Annotated in this window: 17 protein-coding genes and 1 tRNA gene; 14 read left to right on the top strand and 4 right to left on the bottom strand. The window is 70.1% G+C overall.

Annotated features, from left to right (window positions below):
* Positions 1 to 50: 50 nt before the first annotated feature.
* Positions 51 to 1,136 carry a mechanosensitive ion channel family protein gene (locus tag IFT54_RS04515; protein WP_192069772.1) on the bottom strand — a complete coding sequence of 362 codons (1,086 nt, stop codon included), beginning with the start codon at positions 1,134 to 1,136 and terminating at the stop codon, positions 51 to 53.
* 261 nt (positions 1,137 to 1,397) lie between these two features.
* Between IFT54_RS04515 and IFT54_RS04510 the strand changes: the two genes are divergently transcribed.
* The 14 genes from IFT54_RS04510 to IFT54_RS04445 all read left to right on the top strand — a co-directional run bounded on the left by IFT54_RS04510 (position 1,398) and on the right by IFT54_RS04445 (position 15,453).
* A complete protein-coding gene (locus IFT54_RS04510) occupies positions 1,398 to 3,056 on the top strand; it encodes an MFS transporter (protein ID WP_031440138.1) in 1,659 nt (552 codons plus the stop codon).
* Positions 3,053 to 4,240, top strand: a complete 1,188-nt coding sequence (locus IFT54_RS04505; RefSeq protein ID WP_192069771.1) for an HlyD family secretion protein — start codon at positions 3,053 to 3,055, stop codon at positions 4,238 to 4,240. Before IFT54_RS04510 ends, IFT54_RS04505 begins: the two co-directional genes overlap by 4 nt.
* 269 nt (positions 4,241 to 4,509) lie before the next feature.
* A complete protein-coding gene (locus tag IFT54_RS04500) occupies positions 4,510 to 5,922 on the top strand; it encodes an efflux transporter outer membrane subunit (RefSeq protein WP_446740658.1) in 1,413 nt (470 codons plus the stop codon).
* A 210-nt stretch (positions 5,923 to 6,132) separates the two neighbouring features.
* Positions 6,133 to 6,840, top strand: a complete 708-nt coding sequence (locus IFT54_RS04495; RefSeq protein ID WP_192069770.1) for a phosphocholine cytidylyltransferase family protein — start codon at positions 6,133 to 6,135, stop codon at positions 6,838 to 6,840.
* A complete protein-coding gene (locus IFT54_RS04490; RefSeq protein ID WP_192069769.1) occupies positions 6,837 to 7,943 on the top strand; it encodes a hypothetical protein in 1,107 nt (368 codons plus the stop codon). The genes IFT54_RS04495 and IFT54_RS04490 overlap by 4 nt, the downstream gene beginning before the upstream one ends.
* 47 nt (positions 7,944 to 7,990) lie before the next feature.
* Positions 7,991 to 9,106: a CDP-alcohol phosphatidyltransferase family protein gene (locus IFT54_RS04485; protein WP_192069768.1), complete on the top strand. Its 1,116-nt coding sequence runs from the start codon at positions 7,991 to 7,993 to the stop codon at positions 9,104 to 9,106.
* Positions 9,107 to 9,179: 73 nt separating this feature from the next.
* Positions 9,180 to 10,508, top strand: a complete 1,329-nt coding sequence (locus IFT54_RS04480; RefSeq protein WP_042467122.1) for a lipopolysaccharide biosynthesis protein — start codon at positions 9,180 to 9,182, stop codon at positions 10,506 to 10,508.
* A 95-nt stretch (positions 10,509 to 10,603) separates the two neighbouring features.
* A complete protein-coding gene (locus tag IFT54_RS04475; protein ID WP_042467124.1) occupies positions 10,604 to 11,068 on the top strand; it encodes a DUF2141 domain-containing protein in 465 nt (154 codons plus the stop codon).
* 66 nt (positions 11,069 to 11,134) lie between these two features.
* A complete protein-coding gene (locus IFT54_RS04470) occupies positions 11,135 to 12,172 on the top strand; it encodes a diacylglycerol kinase family protein (RefSeq protein WP_192069767.1) in 1,038 nt (345 codons plus the stop codon).
* Entirely contained in the window at positions 12,169 to 13,062 is an 894-nt protein-coding gene (locus tag IFT54_RS04465) for a hypothetical protein (protein ID WP_192069766.1), read from the top strand. Before IFT54_RS04470 ends, IFT54_RS04465 begins: the two co-directional genes overlap by 4 nt.
* Positions 13,059 to 13,829, top strand: coding sequence for a nucleotidyltransferase family protein (locus tag IFT54_RS04460; RefSeq protein WP_192069765.1), 771 nt, complete (start codon positions 13,059 to 13,061; stop codon positions 13,827 to 13,829). The genes IFT54_RS04465 and IFT54_RS04460 overlap by 4 nt, the downstream gene beginning before the upstream one ends.
* Positions 13,830 to 13,930: 101 nt before the next feature.
* A complete protein-coding gene (gene dapB, locus IFT54_RS04455; RefSeq protein ID WP_056405144.1) occupies positions 13,931 to 14,659 on the top strand; it encodes a 4-hydroxy-tetrahydrodipicolinate reductase in 729 nt (242 codons plus the stop codon).
* A gap of 4 nt (positions 14,660 to 14,663) precedes the next feature.
* Positions 14,664 to 15,353 carry an endonuclease III gene (gene nth / locus IFT54_RS04450; RefSeq protein ID WP_192069764.1) on the top strand — a complete coding sequence of 230 codons (690 nt, stop codon included), beginning with the start codon at positions 14,664 to 14,666 and terminating at the stop codon, positions 15,351 to 15,353.
* Positions 15,354 to 15,376: 23 nt separating this feature from the next.
* Positions 15,377 to 15,453, top strand: a tRNA-Arg gene (locus IFT54_RS04445).
* Positions 15,454 to 15,457: 4 nt separating this feature from the next.
* Here IFT54_RS04445 and IFT54_RS20880 read toward each other — a convergent pair.
* The 3 genes from IFT54_RS20880 to IFT54_RS04430 form a co-directional block, all read right to left on the bottom strand.
* Positions 15,458 to 16,564, bottom strand: a complete 1,107-nt coding sequence (locus IFT54_RS20880) for a tyrosine-type recombinase/integrase (RefSeq protein WP_192069763.1) — start codon at positions 16,562 to 16,564, stop codon at positions 15,458 to 15,460.
* On the bottom strand, positions 16,561 to 16,716 hold the full coding sequence (locus IFT54_RS04435; RefSeq protein WP_192069762.1) for a hypothetical protein: 156 nt from the start codon (positions 16,714 to 16,716) through the stop codon (positions 16,561 to 16,563). The genes IFT54_RS20880 and IFT54_RS04435 overlap by 4 nt, the downstream gene beginning before the upstream one ends.
* 372 nt (positions 16,717 to 17,088) lie before the next feature.
* Entirely contained in the window at positions 17,089 to 17,331 is a 243-nt protein-coding gene (locus tag IFT54_RS04430; protein WP_197984591.1) for a DUF2312 domain-containing protein, read from the bottom strand.
* Positions 17,332 to 17,351: the final 20 nt, after the last annotated feature.

Genomic DNA, 17,351 nt, shown 5'->3' with positions numbered 1-17,351 from the left:
CCTCAGAACCCGTCATCCTGACGAAACGGATGCCGTAAGCCGCGCCAGCGTTACGACGCGGTGCCGCGCACGGGGTCCGGGGCCATCAGCAGACGGCCGCGGGGCATCGCCTCGGGCATTTCCGCTGTGATAAACGCCAGCATCGCCTCGCGGACGTCGCAGCGCAGGTCGAACGCGACCGAGGCGTTCTTGGCGGTCATCAGCGCGCGAAGTTCGACCGCGTCCGCCTTCATGTCGGTGACCTGGAGGTTGAAGAACCGCCCGTCCCAGCGCGGATTGGCCTTCACCACCTCGGCGAGCTTCTCGCGCAGGCGGGGCACATCGGTCGACGGATCGACATACCAGAAGACCGAGCCCATCAGCTGGCTGGTCTCGCGCGTCCAGTTCTGGAAGCTCTGTTCGAGGAACTTCGACACCGGCACGACGAGGCGGCGCTCATCCCAGATCTTGATGACGACGAAGGTCAGGTTGATCTGTTCGACGCGGCCCCATTCGCCGTCGACGATCAGCACGTCGTCGAGCCGGATCGGTTCGGTGAACGCCATCTGCACGCCGGCGATCAGGTTCTTGAGCGCGGGCTGGGCGGCGGCACCGACGACGAGGCCGGCGATGCCCGCCGAGGCCATCAGCGTGACGCCGATCGAACGGATGCCGGGGACGCTCAGCAGCATCAGGCAGACGCTGATGAAGATGATGAAGAAGGTGCCGATCCGGCCGAGGATCGCCGCGCGCGTCCGCTTGCGCCGCGCGCGCAGATTGTCCTCGACGGTGATGTCCGAGCGGATCTCGATCACGTCCTGGAATGCGCGCAGGGCGGCGACCGCGAGCCAGCCGAGCAAAGCGGGGACGAGGAAGCCGAGCAGCTGCTTCCACAATTCCTCGATATCGTCGTCCATCGGCAGGATCCGCGCGACGAACGCGACGCTGACCGCGACGAACACCGCGCGCAGCGGCCGGCGGACGCGCGCGAGGACGAGTCCGTCGGTCTTGGCAGTCGACCGCCGCTGCGCATGGCCGGCGATCCGCATCGTCAGCCAGTGCGCGACCAGCGCGAAGAGCACCGCCGCGGAGACCACGGCGACGCTTTCCAGCCAGACCCATTCGGGTGGTATGTGGAGCGATCTGAATATGCGCATGACAGCGCAACGGTGCGGGTGCGGGGATGTTCCGCTGCGGTGCAGCATGGGGGGGCGCGCGTTGGATATGCGCACCTCCCCGGCGGAGGCCGGGGCCCAGTTGGAAAGGTCGCAGTAATGGAGGGCGGCCCGTCGTTACCGCCGTCCCCCAACTGGGCCCCGGCCTTCGCCGGGGTGGTGTGCTTTTCTGACCCGCGTCGCTTGCCGCGCCCCGTCTTCCCGGATGACGCGCCTCCGTGATCATGCCACAAGACAGCGACCATGATCGCCCGGAGAATCAGACGCTTCCTGAGCGAGGAAGACTGGACGTTCGCACCGCACGAACTGCCCGTCCTTCCCGGCTCGCCGGGTTCGCCCGCGCATCCGCGGCATCGCCAGATCGCCTATGCGCTGATCGGCATTTTGCTCGGGCTGACGGTCGGGTTCGGCAATGCGCTGATCAGTGCGAACACCTATACGTTGCAGGGCGCGCTCGGCCTCGATCCCGCCGAGATCGCGTGGCTGCCGACGGTCTATGTCATGACGAACGTCAGCATCAACCTGCTGATGATCAAGTTTCGCGCGCAGTTCGGGCTCAGGCCCTTCGCGCTGATCTTCCTCACGCTCTACGTGCTGGTGACGCTCGCGCATCTGTTCGTCCACGGCTTTGCCACCGCGATCGCGGTGCGCGCGATCAGCGGGATGGCGGGCGCCGCGCTCAGCAGCCTGTGCCTCTATTATGTGATGCAGTCGCTGCCCGCGAAATGGCGGCTGAAGGCGGTGGTGCTCGGCATCGGCATCCCGCAATGCGCGACGCCGCTCGCGCGGCTGTTCTCGCCCGATCTGCTCGCCATGTCGCAGTGGCGGACGCTGTATTTGTTCGAGCTGGGCCTCGCTTTGCTGTCGCTCGCCGCGGTCGCCGCGCTGCGGCTGCCGCCGACGACGCGGAGCAAGGCGTTCGAGCCGCTCGACTTCCTCACCTTCGTGCTGTTCGCGGGGTCGACCGCGCTGTTCGCCGCGGTGCTCGGGCTGGGGCGGATCCTGTGGTGGACCAATGCGCCGTGGATCGGCTGGGCGCTGATCGTCGCGATCCCGATGTTCGCCGCCGCGATCGTCGTCGAGCATCACCGCGTCAACCCGCTGCTCAACACCCGCTGGCTCGGCAGCGCGGACATATTGCGCTTCACCGTCGTCATCGTGATGGCGCGGATCGTGCTGTCCGAACAGACCTATGCCGCGGTCGGGTTGCTGACCGTGCTGGGGCAGAACAACGACCAGCTCATCCCGTTCTTCCTGATCATCTTCGTCGCGTCGGTCGCGGGCGTGATCGCGAGCGCGGTGACCCTCGACGTCGAGCGGCTCGGCCATCCGATCATGCTCGCGATCGGGCTGGTCGCGGTGGCGGCGTGGTTCGATTCCTATGCGACCAGCCTGACGCGCGCGCCGCAGATGTACGTGACGCAGGCGATCATCGGTTTCTCCGCGACCTTCTTCCTGGGGCCGGCATTGCTGTTCGGGATGACGCGCGCGCTGAAGGAGGGTGCGGGGCACATCATCAGCTTCATCGCGCTGTTCGGGATCATCAATTCGCTCGGCGGGCTCGGTGGGACCGCGTTGCTCGGCAGCTATCAGGTGGTCCGCGAGAAGGCGAACAGCGCGGCGCTCGTCCAGCAGATCTCGCCGACCGACCCGATCGTCGCGCAGCGCATCGCCGCGGGCGGCGCCGCGGTCGGCCGGGTGATCGTCGACCCGACGCTGCGCAGCGCGGAAGGCGCGGCGATTTTGTCGCAGACCACGACGCGCGAAGCAAACGTGCTTGCCTATGCCGACGTCTTCCGCTTGGTCGCGATTCTCGCCGGAGGGACGTTCGGGTATCTCGTCTTCCTGATGGTGCGACGCCAACGACGCGAACGCCGTGCGCGACTTGAGAGGACGACATGACCGACGCCCGCAGCCCGGTGGCAGAAGGACCCGCGACGGAGGAGAAACAGGCGGAGACGGCTGCCGCCCCTACGGCCGCGCCTGCGCCTGCGCCCGCCGCGACGCCCGCCACCCCGGTCGGCTCGGGCTGGCGGCCGCAGCCGCCGAGCCCGCGCGTCATCGGCGTCATCGTCCTGCTCGTGATCGCGGGCGTCTGCGCGGTGCTCGCGGCGTGGCGGCTGCCGCCGTTCGCGACCAGCTACCAGTCGACCGACAATGCCTATGTCCGCGGCCGCACCACGGTGATCAGCCCGCAGGTCAGCGGTTATGTGACGCAGGTGCTCGTCCGCGACTTCGCCGATGTGAAGGCGGGCGATCCGCTGGTGAAGATCGACGACCGCATCTACCGCCAGCGGATCGACCAGGCGCAGGCGCAGGTCGACGCGCAGGCGGCGACGCTGTCGAACAGCCTCCAGACCGCGCGCAGCCGCCAGGCGAGCCTCGCCGCGCAGGACGCCGCGGTCGCCAATGCCGCGGCGCAGCTGATGCGCGCGCAGGCGGACATGGCGCGCGTCAACGACCTCGTCACCGACGGCTCGGTCAGTCTGCGCGAACGCGACCAGACGCTCGCCGCGCTCCGCCAGGCGGAGGCGCAGGTCCAGCAGGCCAAGGCCGCGCGCGAGATCGCCCGGCAGGACATCCGCACCGTCGAGGTCGGGCGCGGCGGCCAGGAGGCGGGCGTCTCGGGCGCGGAGGCCGCGCGCCAGCTCGCGCGGATCGACCTTGCCAACACGGTGATCCGCGCGCCCGAGACGGGGCGGCTGAGCGAGGTCGGCGTCCGGCTCGGCCAATATGTGACCGCGGGGTCGCAGCTGATGTTCCTGGTGCCGCCCGAAACCTGGGTCATCGCGAACTTCAAGGAAGCGCAGACCGCGCGCATGGCGGTCGGCCAGCCCGCGTCGTTCACCGTCGACGGGCTCGCGAACGAACGGCTGACCGGGCGCGTCGAACGGATCTCGCCCGCGGCGGGGTCCGAATTCGCGGTGCGGAAGGCGGACAATGCGACCGGCAACTTCACCAAGGTGCCGCAGCGGATCGCGGTGCGCATCCGCGTCGATCCGGGCCAGCCGCTGAGCGCGCGGTTGCGGCCGGGGATGTCGGTGCAGGCGCGGGTCGATACCGCCGGCGGGCCGGGGCCGCGGTGATGTCGCCCAACCCCCTCGGCCCCTGTTCTCCAGCCCAGCCTGGATCGCCGCCTTCGCGGGGAAACATTTTGGCAGGGACGGTAAGCCACACAAAAACTTCCACCCCGGCGAAGGCCGGGGCCCAGTTGGGGGACGGCGATGACGTAGCGCTGTCCGCCGTTACTGCGACCTTCCCAACTGGGCCCCGGCCCTCGCCGGGGTGGTGGCTAACAGTGCGGGTGCGGCGCGGCGTGCCGGGGTGTTGGCCAGCAGTGCGAGCGTGGGGCGGCGTGCGGACGTGGCGGCGCAAACACGCATGGCGGACCGCCGCCGCCCTCCCCCTCGCGCTGCTCGCCACCGCGTGTATCGGCCCCCGCCCCGAGGCGCCTGCCGCGACCGCGGTTGCGCCGCCGCCGGCGTGGCGGACCGCGCTGGGGCCGGGTACGCCGATCCGGGCGGACTGGTGGAGCGCGTTTGGTGATCCCGCGCTGACGAGCCTCGTCGCTCGGGCGCTTGCCAACAGCCCCGATCTGGGGGCGGCCGCCGCGCGGATCGACGAGGCGCGCGCCGCAGCACGGCTGGCACGGGCGCAGCAGACGCCGCTGGTCAACGGGTCGGCGCCCGGCACCACCGGGCAGACGGTCGGCGCGCTCGGCACGCCGATCGATGCGATCGGCGCGCAGCCCGCGGTCAGCATCAGCTATGATCTCGACCTGTTCGGCCGCCTGCGCCAGGCGAGCCGCGCGGCGCAGGCGCAGTTGCTCGCGAGCGAAGCGTCGCGCGACACTGTCCGCCTCGCGATCGCAAGCAGCGTCGCGACCGGCTACATCACGTTGCGTGCGCTCGACCAGCGGCTCGCGGTCGCGCGCCAGACGCTCGATGCGCGCGCCGAGGGGCTGCGCATCGCCCGCCGCCGCGCCGAGACCGGCTACACCTCGAACCTCGAACTGCGCCAGGCCGAGGCGGAATATCACGCCACCGAACAGCTCGTCCCCGCCGCCGAACTGTCGATCAGCCGCCAGGAAAACGCGCTCAGCCTGCTGCTCGGCGATGTCCCCGGGCCGATCCCGCGCGGCCTGCCGCTCGACCGGCTCGCCGCGCCCGCGATCCCCGACGGGCTGCCCGCCGACCTGCTGCGCCGCCGGCCAGACCTGTATCAGGCGGAGCAGACCCTGGTCGCGACCGACCGCTCGCTGGACAGCGCGCGCGCGGCGATGCTGCCCAATCTCGCGCTCACCGGCTCGGCGGGCGTCGTGCTGTCGAGTGCGCTCGCCGATCCGATCGCGGTGTTCTCGATCGGTGCGAGCGTGCTCAGCCCGATCTTCGACGGCGGGCGGCTGGGGGCGCAGGCCGATGCCGCGACCGCGCGCCGCGACCAGGCGGCGTTCGCCTATCGCCGCACCGCGCTCCAGGCGTTCCGCGAGGTCGACGACAGCCTTGCGGGCGTCCGCCGCTCGGGCGAACAGGCCAATGCGTTCGCGGCACAGCGCGATGCGCTCGCGGGCGCGCTGCGCAACGCGTCGAACCGCTACCGCGCGGGCTATTCGGCCTATATCGACCAGCTCGACGCGCAGCGCGGGTTGCTGACCGCGGAGCTGTCGCTGGTCCAGGCACGCGCGGACCGGCTGACGGCCTATGTGACACTCTACCAGGCGATGGGCGGCGGCTGGTCGCGCGACGATGCGGCGATCGTGCGGCGCTGAGGGGCGTGCCCCCAGGGTTACGCAGGACATCGCCCGTAACCCTGGGCTCCCGCCTTCGCGGGAGAACAGTTTCTGCCACACCGGATCCGCCACCGTTCCCCCGCGCAGGCGGGGGTCCAGCACCAGGCAGGACGACGCGCGCGACTCTGTGCCGCATCCACGGACGAAGCGCTGCATTTTCCTGCCACAGTTGATGCATAAGCGGGTGCCATGAAGGCCATCATCCTTGCCGCGGGCCACGGATCGCGGCTCCTGCCGCTGACGCTCAGCACGCCGAAATGCCTGGTGCAGGTCGGCGGGCGGGCGATCCTCGATTCGCAGCTCGACGCGGTCGCGGCGGCGGGGTTCGATGGTGCGGTGATCGTCGGCGGGTACCGTATCGACCAGATCGCCGCGCATCTGGCCGGGCGGCGCGGCGACCCGCCGACGACGCTGGTCTTCAACCCCTTCTGGTCGGTTGCCAACAGCATCGGCAGCGTCTGGGCGGCGCGCGCGCATCTGGGCGCCGCGTTCGCACTGATGAACGGCGACACGCTGTTCGACGCCACGATCCTGCAGGCGGCGCGCGCCGAGCCCGCGCCCGGCGTGACCCTGGTGGTCGAGCCGCTCCACGAACCCGGCCTCGACGACATGCTGGTCGAGGCGGAGGGCGAGCGGGTGATCGCGGTCGGCAAGCATCTGGTCGGGCATCAGGCGACCGACCGGTCGCTCGGGCTGATCCTGTCGGGCGGCGGCACCGCCTATGCCGACGCGCTGCGCGCGGTGATCGGCGAGGACGAGGGGATCCACGCCTATCACCACGCGGTCGTCCGCCGCGTCGCCGAAGGCGCCGGCGTCCGCGCGCTGAGGATTCCTGCGGGTGCGCGCTGGCAGGAGATCGACCGGCCCGAGGACATTGCGCATTGGCAGGCGTCATGAGCCGGAAGGTCGCGTTCCTGTTCCTCGGCGAGACGCTGCTGATCCCGCATCTCTATCCGATCGTCGAGGCGCTCGCCGCCGCCGAGCCGACGCTGCCGATCGAATTGTGGGTCAGTACCTCGGTCCACGAGACGCTGCTTGCACGCTGGAGCACGGGGCTTGGGCAGGTGACGATCCGGCGCGCGCCGGGGTTTCGCGCGCTGCCCGGCCATGTCGAGGGCGACAATCCGCCGCTGCCGCCCAAGCTGCCGACGCTGTTCCGCCTCCTGCCGCATCTGTTGCGCACGCCGGTGGTGGTGTGCGCCGAACAGACCAGCCTGTGGCTGCCCGCGACGCTGCCGCTGCGGACGCGGTTCATCGATACGTTCCACGGTGCGGGGTCGATGATGGCGCGCGGGCACTGGCGGCGGCGCGCAGGGTGGCGCACCTTGGTCGCGGCCGAGCGCGACCGGCAGGCGCTGATCGACGGCGGCGACGCGCCCGAGCGGATCGTCACCACCGGCTATGTGAAGGCCGCGTTCCGCCAGCGCACCCCCGCCGCGCGGCTGTTCGCCGATCCAAGGCCGGTGATCCTCTACACCCCGCACTGGCAAGCGCATCGCTCGTCCTGGTGGCGCTGTGGCCCCGAGGTGGTCGAACGCATTCTCGCCGACGGCCGCTACAACCTGATCTTCGCGCCGCACCAGCGGCTGGTCGAGCGCGCGCCCGAGCTGCGCGGCTTCGTCGCCGGGCTCGCCGGCCGCGCGGGCGTGCATGCCGATCTCGACAGCTTCGCGATGGTCGATGGCAGCTATACCGCCGCCGCCGACCTGTATCTGGGCGACACGTCGAGCCAGGTGGTCGAATATATGATGAGTCCGCGGCCGTGCGTGTTCCTGAACGCGCTGGGGGCCGACTGGGTGGACGATCCCTCTTATGCGATGTGGGGCGCAGGCGCGGTGGTCGACAGTCTCGACGCGCTGATCCCCGCGATCGACGCAGCGCCCGCGCTGCATCCCGGATATCGGGATTTCCAGACGCGGTTCGTCGAGACCGCGCTCGGCGACGTGTCGGGCGGCGCACCCGCGCGCGCGGCGCAGGCGGTGCTCGCCGCGCTGCGCTGATCCAGCCCGGGCTCGCAATCCGCGCGCAATCGGCTATCGGGCAGCGGATGCAAGACATGCCAGCACTCGTGCCCCTGGGCGACAATCCGACCCTGCTCTGGGGGATGCGCAATGACGAGCGGCTGCGGCGGATCGGCGTGGCGCAGGGCTTTGCCGGAAGCGACGCGGCGGACGGCGCCGCGATCCTCGCCAACATGGCGTTCGCGTTCGACCCGGTCTGGACCGCGCATCTGAAGACGCGCCCCGGCACCGTGATGACGCGCGCGGGCGTTCCCGTGCTGGCGCATGTCCGGACCGCCGAGGAGCGCGCGCGGGTCGCCGCGGCGATGCACGCGGACGCAGCGCTCGACGCCGCCAGCGGGCTGACGCTCATCGCCGCCGAGTCGGACGAGGGAATCCTCAACGAGGCGCTGCGCAAGCGCGAAAAGCCGTTTGCCGAGCGGCTCGTCCCCGCCGCGGTCCCCGCGATCGAGCGGGCGAGCTATGTCGGCGCGTACAAGGGCGTCACCGACCTGCTGACCAAATATCTCTGGCCCGAATGGGCGCTGGCGATCACCCGGGTCTGCGCGCGTGCGGGGATCACGCCGAACCAGGTCACCGCGATGGGATCGGTCCTGTGCATCGTCGCGACGATCGCCTTCTGGTATGGCTGGTTCTGGACGGGGCTTGCGACCGGCCTCGTCTTCATGGTGCTCGACACCGTCGACGGGAAGCTCGCGCGCTGCACGATCACCGCGTCGAAGCTCGGCAATGCGTGGGATCACGGCGTCGATCTGGTCCATCCGCCCTTCTGGTGGTGGGCCTGGGCGGCGGGCTGCGCGCCCTATGGCCGGCCACTCGACGATGCGACGTTCTGGGCGGTGATCGGCACGATGCTGTTCGGCTATGTCGCGCAGCGGCTGATCGAGGGGGCGTTCATCGTCCGGTTCGGGATGCACATCCATGTCTGGGAACGGTTCGACAGCTGGTTCCGGCTGATCACCGCGCGGCGGAACCCGAACATGGTGATCCTGTTCGCGGGGCTGGTCGTGACGCGGCCCGACTGGGGGATCATCGGCGTGGCGGCGTGGACCGCGATCTCGCTGGTCGTCCATCTCGTCCGGCTGTTCCAGGCGATGGCACGGCGCGCGAAGGGCGGCGCGATCACGAGCTGGCTCGCCTGATCGCGTCGAACGCCCCGACCCGCCAGCCGCGACTTGCCGCACCGCACCGCGCGCTTTAGGGGCCGCAGGGCGCATGACCCAGGCCCCCGCCCCTTCCCCCACGACCAAGGATTTCGGTGGCGTGCTGCGTTCGGCGGCGCGCAACCTGGGCTGGCTGCTCGCGAGCCGCAGCGTGCTGGCGATCCTGTCGCTCTTCTATCTCGGCTTTGCGACGCGGACATTGGGGGTCGTCGATTTCGGCCGGTTCGCGCTGATCACCGGTGCGGTCCAGGCGCTGACGACGTTCGTCGGCTTCCAGACGTGGCAGATCATCGTCCAGTACGGCGTCCAGCCGCTCCATGACGGCGACAGCCCGCGGCTCGCGCGGCTGTTCCGGCTGGCGGCGCGGCTCGACCTGTCGAGCGCAATCCTCGGCGCGCTGCTGACGATCGGCATCCTCCAGATCTGGGCGAACGCGTTCGGCATTCCGCGCGACCTGATGCACTACACGCTGGTCTTCGCGGTGATCCAGCTGCTGACGATCCGCTCGACCCCGCTCGGCATCCTGCGGCTGCGCGACAAATTCTCGCTCTCCGCACTCGCCGACAGCATGACGCCGGTGATCCGCTTCGTCGGCGCGGGCGCGGCGATGCTGTTCGACCCGACGATCCGCGGCTTCATGATCGCCTGGGCCGCAGCCGAGCTGGTCACCGCGGCGACCTACTGGATCATGGTCTGGCGCAGCGGCGACTTCGCACTGCTGCTGGGCGGGCGCAGCGGCTGGCGCGCGCTGGTCGCGGAGAATCCCGGCGTGGTGAAGTTCGCGCTGAGCACCAATGCCAGCGCGACGCTCGGCCTGTCGAGCAAGCAGATCCCGCTGCTGCTCGTCGGCGCGTCGATCGGCCCGGCCGCGGCGGGCGCGTTCCGGCTCGCGGCACAGGTGGCGCAGGCGCTCGCCAAATTGTCGCAGCTCCTGTCGCGCGCCGCCTTCCCCGAGATCGTCCGCGCGGTCCGCACCGCGGCGCCAGAGCGGCTGCGCTATATCCTGGTGCGGACGATGCTGGCGAGCAGCGCGGCGGCGCTCGCGATCCTCGCGGTCGTCGCGCTGATCGGTGAGCCGATGCTGAAACTGGTCGGCGGCAAGTCGTTCGGCAGCGCCTATCCGGTGCTGTTGTGGCTCGCGGCGGCGGGGTGTTTCGACTTGGCGACCGTCAGCCTCGACACCGTGCTGACCGCGGTCAACCGCGCGGGCACGGTGTTCGCGATCCGCGTCGTCGGCGTCATCCTGCTGTTCATCGGCGCGTTCGCGCTGATGCCGCTCTATGGTTCGTCCGGGGTGGCGATGGGCGTCGCGATCGGCTCGGTCGCGGTCGCGATCCTGCTCGGCTTTGCTGCGGCGAATCTGACGCGCAGCCGTCCCTGAGGGCGGCACGCCCCGCCGCGGTCGATAAAGCGCGGGTTCACAGAGCCGACGTCATTGGCCTCCAAATTGCCGTTATGCGATTGCAAGGGTCCCCCATGACGAATCTGCCTCTCCTGCTCGCGCTCGCCGCGGGTGCAACGCTCGCCTCGACGTCCGCGGCTGCCGCGGAGACGTGCGTCGGCACGCCCGGCAACGGCGCGGCCAAGCTCGTGCTCGAGGCGACCACGCTGCACAATGCGGTCGGCGAAGTCGCGTTCACCGTCTATCCCGATGACAAGGGCCGGTTCCTGTCCAAGGGCGGCAAGCTGGCGCGCGCGCGCGTGCCCGCCGCGCAGCCGCACGCCTGTTTCTGGCTGAAGCCCGGTTATTACGCGATCGCGCAATATCATGACGAGAACAGCGACCATGATTTCAACCGAACGCTGTTCCTGCCCAAGGAGGGGTTTGGATTTTCGAACGACGCCCCCACATCGGTCGGCCTGCCCTCCTTCGCGTCGGCGCGGGTGGCGCTGCCGGCCGGGGGGACGGTCGTGCGGATGAAGATGCGGTATCGGCGCTAGCGTCGATCAGGGGCAGACGTGCCATAAAAATGTAGCGATACTAGCCTGCGACAGGTAGCCAAGAGTGTGAGCGACGCCGTTTCCAATTTCCAGGCCTTTGATGGCGTGCCGTTTCCAACGGCCAGACGCGGCGCGGCACCGGACGTGACCGCGCGCAGTGCTGCGTCGCAGATCCGCACCGGGATCATCTGCAACCCCAAGAGCCACCGCAACCGCAGCAGCGTCGAGGCGACGCGGCCGTTCGTGTCGGGTACGGTGCTGGCAGTCACGCCGCGGACACAGGCCGAGCTGGCCGAGGTGCTGACCGATTTTGCGCAGCACGGGATCGAGCTCTTGGTGATCGACGGCGGCGACGGCACGATCCGCGACGTGCTGACCGCGGCGGCGACGGTGTGGACGGGCGCGATGCCGCGGGTCGCGATCGTGCCGTCGGGCAAGACCAACGCGCTCGCACTCGATCTCGGCATCCCCGATCACTGGACGCTCGACCAGGCGCTCGCCGCGGCGCGCGACGGCGCGAGCATCGTCCGTCGCCCGGTCGAGGTCGAACGCGCCGGCACCGGCCAGAAACTCCGCGGCTTCCTGTTCGGCGCGGGCGCGTTCGTCGAGGCGACCGGGCTGGCCCAGCGCGCGCACCGCGCGGGCGCGTTCAAGGGGTTCGCGGTCGGCGTCGCGCTGAGCTGGGCGATCGTCCAGACCTTGTTCGGGCGCGCATCGGGGATGTGGCGCGCGGGCAACCGGATGCACGTCCGCTACGATGCCGCCGCCGATGCCGGCCGGGTCGCGGACACCGACACGCATCGCTACATCCTGCTCGCCTCGACGCTGACCCGGATGCCGCTGGGCGTCCAGCCGTTCGGCCCCGCGCGCGACGGGCTGAAGACGCTGCTGGTCGATGCGCCGCCGCGCTGGCTCGCCGCCGCCGCGCCGCTGATCGTCGCGGGGTCGCCCGCCAAATGGCTCGACCGGGCGGGCTATCACCGGATCGATACGCCCGCGCTCGACGTGACGATGGAGGCGGGCTTCATCCTCGACGGCGAAGTCTATCCGGGCGGCGCGCTGACGATCCGCCAGGCGGCGCCGATCAGCTTCGTCGTTCCGTGAGCGCGACGCTCGGCGCGCTGGTGCGCGACCAGCTCGCCACCCCGGTGATCCCTGCGGTGCGGCGTGTCGCCGAGGCGCTTGCGGCGACGCCCGGCGCGGTCGGCATCCTGTTCTACGGCTCGAACCTGCGGACCGGCGCGACCGAGGGCGTGCTCGACTTCTACGTGCTGACCGCGGGCGCGCCCGAACGCGGCATCTGGCCGACCGTCAGCTACCGCGAGTTCGACGAGGCGGGCGAGACGCTGCGCGCGAAGATCGCGACGATGCGGCTGTCGACCTTCGCCAAAGCGGCGGACGCGGGGACGCTCGACACGACGATCTGGACGCGCTTCGTCCAGCCCTGTGCGCTGGTGTGGTCGCGCGACGAGGCGACGACCGCGCGGATCGCCGAGGCGATCGCCGCCGCCGCGCGCTCCGCCGCGCGGTTCGCCGCCGCGCTCGGCCCCGAGACGGGCACCCCGCGCGACTATTGGCGGGCGCTGTTCCGCCAGACCTATGCCGCCGAATTCCGCGTCGAAAAGGGCGGGCGCGAGGATCAGATCATCGGCTTCGACCCCGACCGCTATGACCGGCTGCTCCCGCTCGCCTGGGCGGCGGACGGGATCGCCGTGACCGCCGAGGGCGAGGCGCTGCGCCCTGCCCTGCCGGCCGCACGCCGCGCCGCGGTGCTGCGCGCGTGGCGGCTGCGGCGACGCGCGGGCAAGCCGATCAACATCGCCCGGCTGATGCGTGCCGCCTTCACCTTCGACGGCGCCGCGCGTTACGGCGCGTGGAAGATCGAGCGGCACACCGGGATCGCCGTGTTGCTGTCGCCCTGGGCCGAGCGGCATCCGATTCTCGCCGCGCCTGGCGTGCTGTGGCGCGTCTGGCGTGCGCGGCAGGCGGCATGACGGACGCCGTGCCTACCCCGTTCAACGCGCTGATCCTCGCGGGGTCGCGCGGCGGCGTCGATCCGCTCGCAGCCTATGCGGGCGTCGCGCACAAGGCGCTGATCCTGCTCGAGGGACGGACCTTGCTCGCGCGGGTCGCGGACGCACTGCGACAGGCGGGCGCGGGCGTGATCGCGGTATCGGTATCGGACGACGCGGTGCGCGATCATGCGGTCGCGCTGGGGCTGCGGGTCCTCGACGCCGCGAGCGGCCCGAGTCTGAGCGTCGGCGACGGGATCGCCGCGCTCGGCACCCCGCTGCTCGTCACCACCGCGGATCATGCGCTGCTCCGCCCCGAATGGATCACGCGGTTCCAGGCCGACATTCCCGCCGACGCCGATGTCGCGGTGCTGCTCGCGCGACGCGACGTGGTCGAGGCGGCGGCGCCGGGGACGCGACGCACCTATCTGCGCTTCGCCGATGGCGGATGGTCGGGGTGCAACCTGTTCCGCTTTGCTACCCCCAGGTCGATCGCCGCGATCGATCTGTGGCGGCAGGTCGAGGCGGATCGCAAGCGGCCGTGGCGGATCGTCCGCCGGCTCGGCCCGGGGCTGTTGCTGCGCTATGCGCTGGGCCGGCTGACGCTCAGCGATGCGATCGCGCATCTCGGGCGCAAGGCGGGGCTGGTCGCGGCCGCGGTCGCGACGCCGTACGGGCTGGCCGCGGTCGATGTCGACAAGCCCGCCGATCTCGACCTCGTACGGTCGCTCCCGCCCGTCCCGCGATAACGCTATCGCGCGGATTTGGGGTCTATTCGCGACCCCCCGCTTCGTGCGAAAGCGCGCGCATGATTGCACCGACCTCGCCTCCGTCCGCCCGCCGGGCCCGCATGACCGCGATCGGCATCTATGGCAGCGCCGGCCGGATGGGCCGCGCGATTACCGACGCGATCGAGACCGCGGGCGCGACGCTCGCGGGCGGCGTCGATGCCGGCGACGACCCCAGCCCGCTCGCCGCCGCCGCCGACGTGCTGGTCGACTTCTCGACCCCCTCGGCGATCGAGGCGCATCTCGCCGCCGCGCGCGCGGCGGGCACCGCGCTCGTCATCGGCACGACCGGCCTGACCCCGCAGCACCAGTCGCTGATCGACGCGGCCGCCGCCGACATCGCGATCCTCCAGACCGGCAACACCTCGCTCGGCGTTACCTTGCTCGGCATCCTGGTACGCGAGGCCGCGGCGCGGCTCGGCCCCGACTGGGACGTCGAGATCGTCGAGATGCATCACCGCCACAAGGTCGACGCGCCCTCGGGCACCGCATTGCTGCTTGGCGAGGCCGCCGCCCGCGGGCGCGATTCGACGCTCGCCGAGCTGCGCGTCGACAGCCGCGCCGGGCTGGTCGGCGCGCGCAGCGAGGGGACGATCGGATTCGCGTCGCTGCGCGGCGGCTCGGTGATCGGCGACCACAGCGTGATCTTCGCGGGCGAAGGCGAGCGGATCGAGCTCAACCACCGCGGCGACGATCGCAGCATCTTCGCCCGGGGTGCGGTGCGCGCCGCGCTCTGGCTCGCCGACCAGCCCGCCGGCCGCTACCGGATGGGCGACGTGCTGGGGCTGTGAGCCAGTGAAGAAGGCCGACGTCGTCGACTTCTATGCGCGGCTCGCCGAGGCCGATCCGCATCCCGAGACCGAGCTCGGATTCGTCAATCCCTACACGCTCGTCGTCGCGGTCGCCTTGTCCGCACAGGCAACCGACATCGGCGTCAACAAGGCGACGCGCGCGCTCTTCCGCATCGCCGACACGCCGCAGGCGATGCTCGCGCTCGGGATCGACGCGCTGAAGGAGCACATCAAGACGATCGGCCTGTACAACACCAAGGCCAAGAACGTCATCGCGCTGTCGCAGATGCTCGTCGACGAGCATGACGGCGTCGTCCCGAACGACCGCGCCGCGCTCGAACGGCTGCCCGGCGTCGGCCGCAAGACCGCCAATGTCGTGCTCAACGTCGCGTTCGGCGCAGAGACCTTCGCGGTCGACACGCACATCTTCCGCGTCGGCAACCGCACCGGCCTCGCGCGCGGCAAGACCCCGCTCGCGGTCGAGCTGAAGCTCGATGCGGCCACCCCCCAGCCCTTCCGCCTCCACGCGCATCACTGGCTGATCCTGCACGGCCGCTATGTCTGCAAGGCGCGCACCCCCGAATGCTGGCGCTGCCTCGTCGCGGACCTGTGCGCGTTCAAGCCCAAGACCCCGCCGCCCAAGCTCGCCGCCAAGATCGGCGCGGCCAAGAAAATGGCTGGCGCACCCGACTAGGCTTTGCTACGCGCACGCCTCAGGCACCCGTAGCTCAGCTGGATAGAGCGCTGCCCTCCGAAGGCAGAGGCCACTGGTTCGAATCCAGTCGGGTGCACCAAACTTCATTTATTTTCCCCTGATTTCAATGCCTTAGCTGCATCTTTGGCTAACCTTTCCGCAAGGTTAGCCAAAAGTTTGTCCGCGGCGGTGTCTGAAAGCGTGCGCTGATCGGCTGCGGCTGTGTACCGCGCGACCTCGCTGTCGGTCGTGTGACCGGTCCACGCCTTGATCTCCTGATTCGAGCAGCCGGCCTCGGCGAAGCGGCGCGCGGCGGCCTTGCGCAGCCCGTGTGCCGAGCAATTCGGCAGGCCAGCCTCGTCGCACCACTGGCGGAACTTGTTGCCGAAGCCCTTCACCGAGAACTGTTTGCCGAACTCGGTGACGACGAAGAACGCGCCGACCGTTGGTGTTGCGAGGATCGATTCCGCCAAGCCGGGCATGATCGGCAGCGACACGAAGACCTTTGTCTTTTCCTGCGTCAGTTCTAGCCGGGTGTCGCGGACGCTGGCGGGCCCCATCTTGCGGGCGTCACCGCCGCGCTGGCCGGTCCAGATCATCAGATCGAACGCCAGCCGCGCAACCGTGCCGATCGCGTGGCGCCGTTCATAGGCCGCGATCTCTTCTTCGCTCCAGCTATGAAACCCGCCCCCACTGATCTTGAAGGGCCGCGTGACGATGACCGGGTTCGACCCGGCCATGCCAATGCGCATGGCGAACTTCATCAGGGCGGAAAGCCGCTTGCGGAGCATGTTCGCCGACGTCCGGTGCGGCAACAGTTCGGCGAGCATCGCTTCGACGTGCCGCGGCTGCAGCTCGCGCACCATGATCTCGCCGTATCGCCGCCCCTTGCGGGTCCGCGAGCGCCAGCGCTCAAGCGTTCCGCGATAGACGACGCGCGTACGCTCGCCCGGATCGAGGAAGTCGGGCGAGCGGTAGTAGCGGGACAGCAGATCGTCGAACGTGCCGACGATGGCGCGGTTGGCGCCGGCCTTGATCGCAGGCGCGCTGACGCCTTCGTTGCACGCGCGCAGCTCGGCCAGAAACGCGTCGGTCCCCGGCTCGTTCTTAAAATAATAGGTGACGAAGCCCGTCCGGCGATACCGGTAATGGGCCTTGCCATGCCGGTCGCGGAACGTGCTGACGTGCTTCGGAAGCCAGCGCCGCTTCACGCGAACATCTCGTCCAGGCTGTTCGCACCGGCGGGGACGACCCCTGCCCCGGTCGTGACGATGATCCGGCCGGGTTCGATCTCGACGCGCACGGGAATGCCAACTTTCTCAGCTGCGCGAAGCACACGGGTAAGATCAGCCTGTTTGATCATCGCTCGCGCGCTCATGCGTCCGCCCCGTCAATTGGCTTGTTCGACGCCATTGCACGCCTGGCGCGTTGCGCGGCAGGAAGGCGCCAGAGGCGGCGGCGTTGCCGATCGCTCCACCGAGTTTCAAGTCGGCGCATACAGACGACCGAGCGGCCGAAGCCCTGCACGAGAATTATCGCGAACGGCACCAGGATTGTACGCCACTGACGGCGGGCATGGTGCCGGACACTCCCCCGCTCGGCTTTGGTCAGCTGGCGGATCATGACAGCACCGCGGCAGCTGCTGCCGCCAGTGTCAGCATCCACGCGAAGATGCTGGCAGCGATGACAAGGACTAATCGCGAGCGGAGCGTCAGGGCGGCGGCTGGGGCGGCCATCACAGCATCCCCAGCGCCTGGAGATAGACCTCGAGGATCGCCTCCTCTTCCTGATACTCCTCCCGCTTCTTCTTGCGGATCGACAGGATCTTGCGGATCGCCTTGGGGTCGTAACCGCGACCTTTCGCCTCGGCCATTACGTCCTTGATGTCGTCGCTGATCCCCTTCTTCTCTTCCTCGAGGCGCTCGGCACGTTCGATCAGGAGGCGCAGCTCGTCGGCCGCGACGCGACCGCCGCCCATGCCTTCGTTCCGGTCTGCGG

It is taken from the genome of Sphingomonas sp. CFBP 13714 (assembly GCF_014842205.1).
Classification (GTDB): domain Bacteria; phylum Pseudomonadota; class Alphaproteobacteria; order Sphingomonadales; family Sphingomonadaceae; genus Sphingomonas; species Sphingomonas aerolata.
The sequence above is the reverse complement of the archived record's forward strand: the minus strand, read 5'-3'. Positions and strand labels throughout refer to the sequence as shown.

Coding starts and splice junctions, on each gene's coding strand:
- IFT54_RS04515 (WP_192069772.1), bottom strand. CDS start 1,136: ATGCGCATATTCAGATCGCTCCACATACCACCCGAATGGGTCTGGCTG.
- IFT54_RS04510 (WP_031440138.1), top strand. CDS start 1,398: ATGATCGCCCGGAGAATCAGACGCTTCCTGAGCGAGGAAGACTGGACG.
- IFT54_RS04505 (WP_192069771.1), top strand. CDS start 3,053: ATGACCGACGCCCGCAGCCCGGTGGCAGAAGGACCCGCGACGGAGGAG.
- IFT54_RS04495 (WP_192069770.1), top strand. CDS start 6,133: ATGAAGGCCATCATCCTTGCCGCGGGCCACGGATCGCGGCTCCTGCCG.
- IFT54_RS04490 (WP_192069769.1), top strand. CDS start 6,837: ATGAGCCGGAAGGTCGCGTTCCTGTTCCTCGGCGAGACGCTGCTGATC.
- IFT54_RS04485 (WP_192069768.1), top strand. CDS start 7,991: ATGCAAGACATGCCAGCACTCGTGCCCCTGGGCGACAATCCGACCCTG.
- IFT54_RS04480 (WP_042467122.1), top strand. CDS start 9,180: ATGACCCAGGCCCCCGCCCCTTCCCCCACGACCAAGGATTTCGGTGGC.
- IFT54_RS04475 (WP_042467124.1), top strand. CDS start 10,604: ATGACGAATCTGCCTCTCCTGCTCGCGCTCGCCGCGGGTGCAACGCTC.
- IFT54_RS04460 (WP_192069765.1), top strand. CDS start 13,059: ATGACGGACGCCGTGCCTACCCCGTTCAACGCGCTGATCCTCGCGGGG.
- dapB (WP_056405144.1), top strand. CDS start 13,931: ATGACCGCGATCGGCATCTATGGCAGCGCCGGCCGGATGGGCCGCGCG.
- IFT54_RS04435 (WP_192069762.1), bottom strand. CDS start 16,716: ATGATCAAACAGGCTGATCTTACCCGTGTGCTTCGCGCAGCTGAGAAA.
- IFT54_RS04430 (WP_197984591.1), bottom strand. CDS start 17,331: ATGGGCGGCGGTCGCGTCGCGGCCGACGAGCTGCGCCTCCTGATCGAA.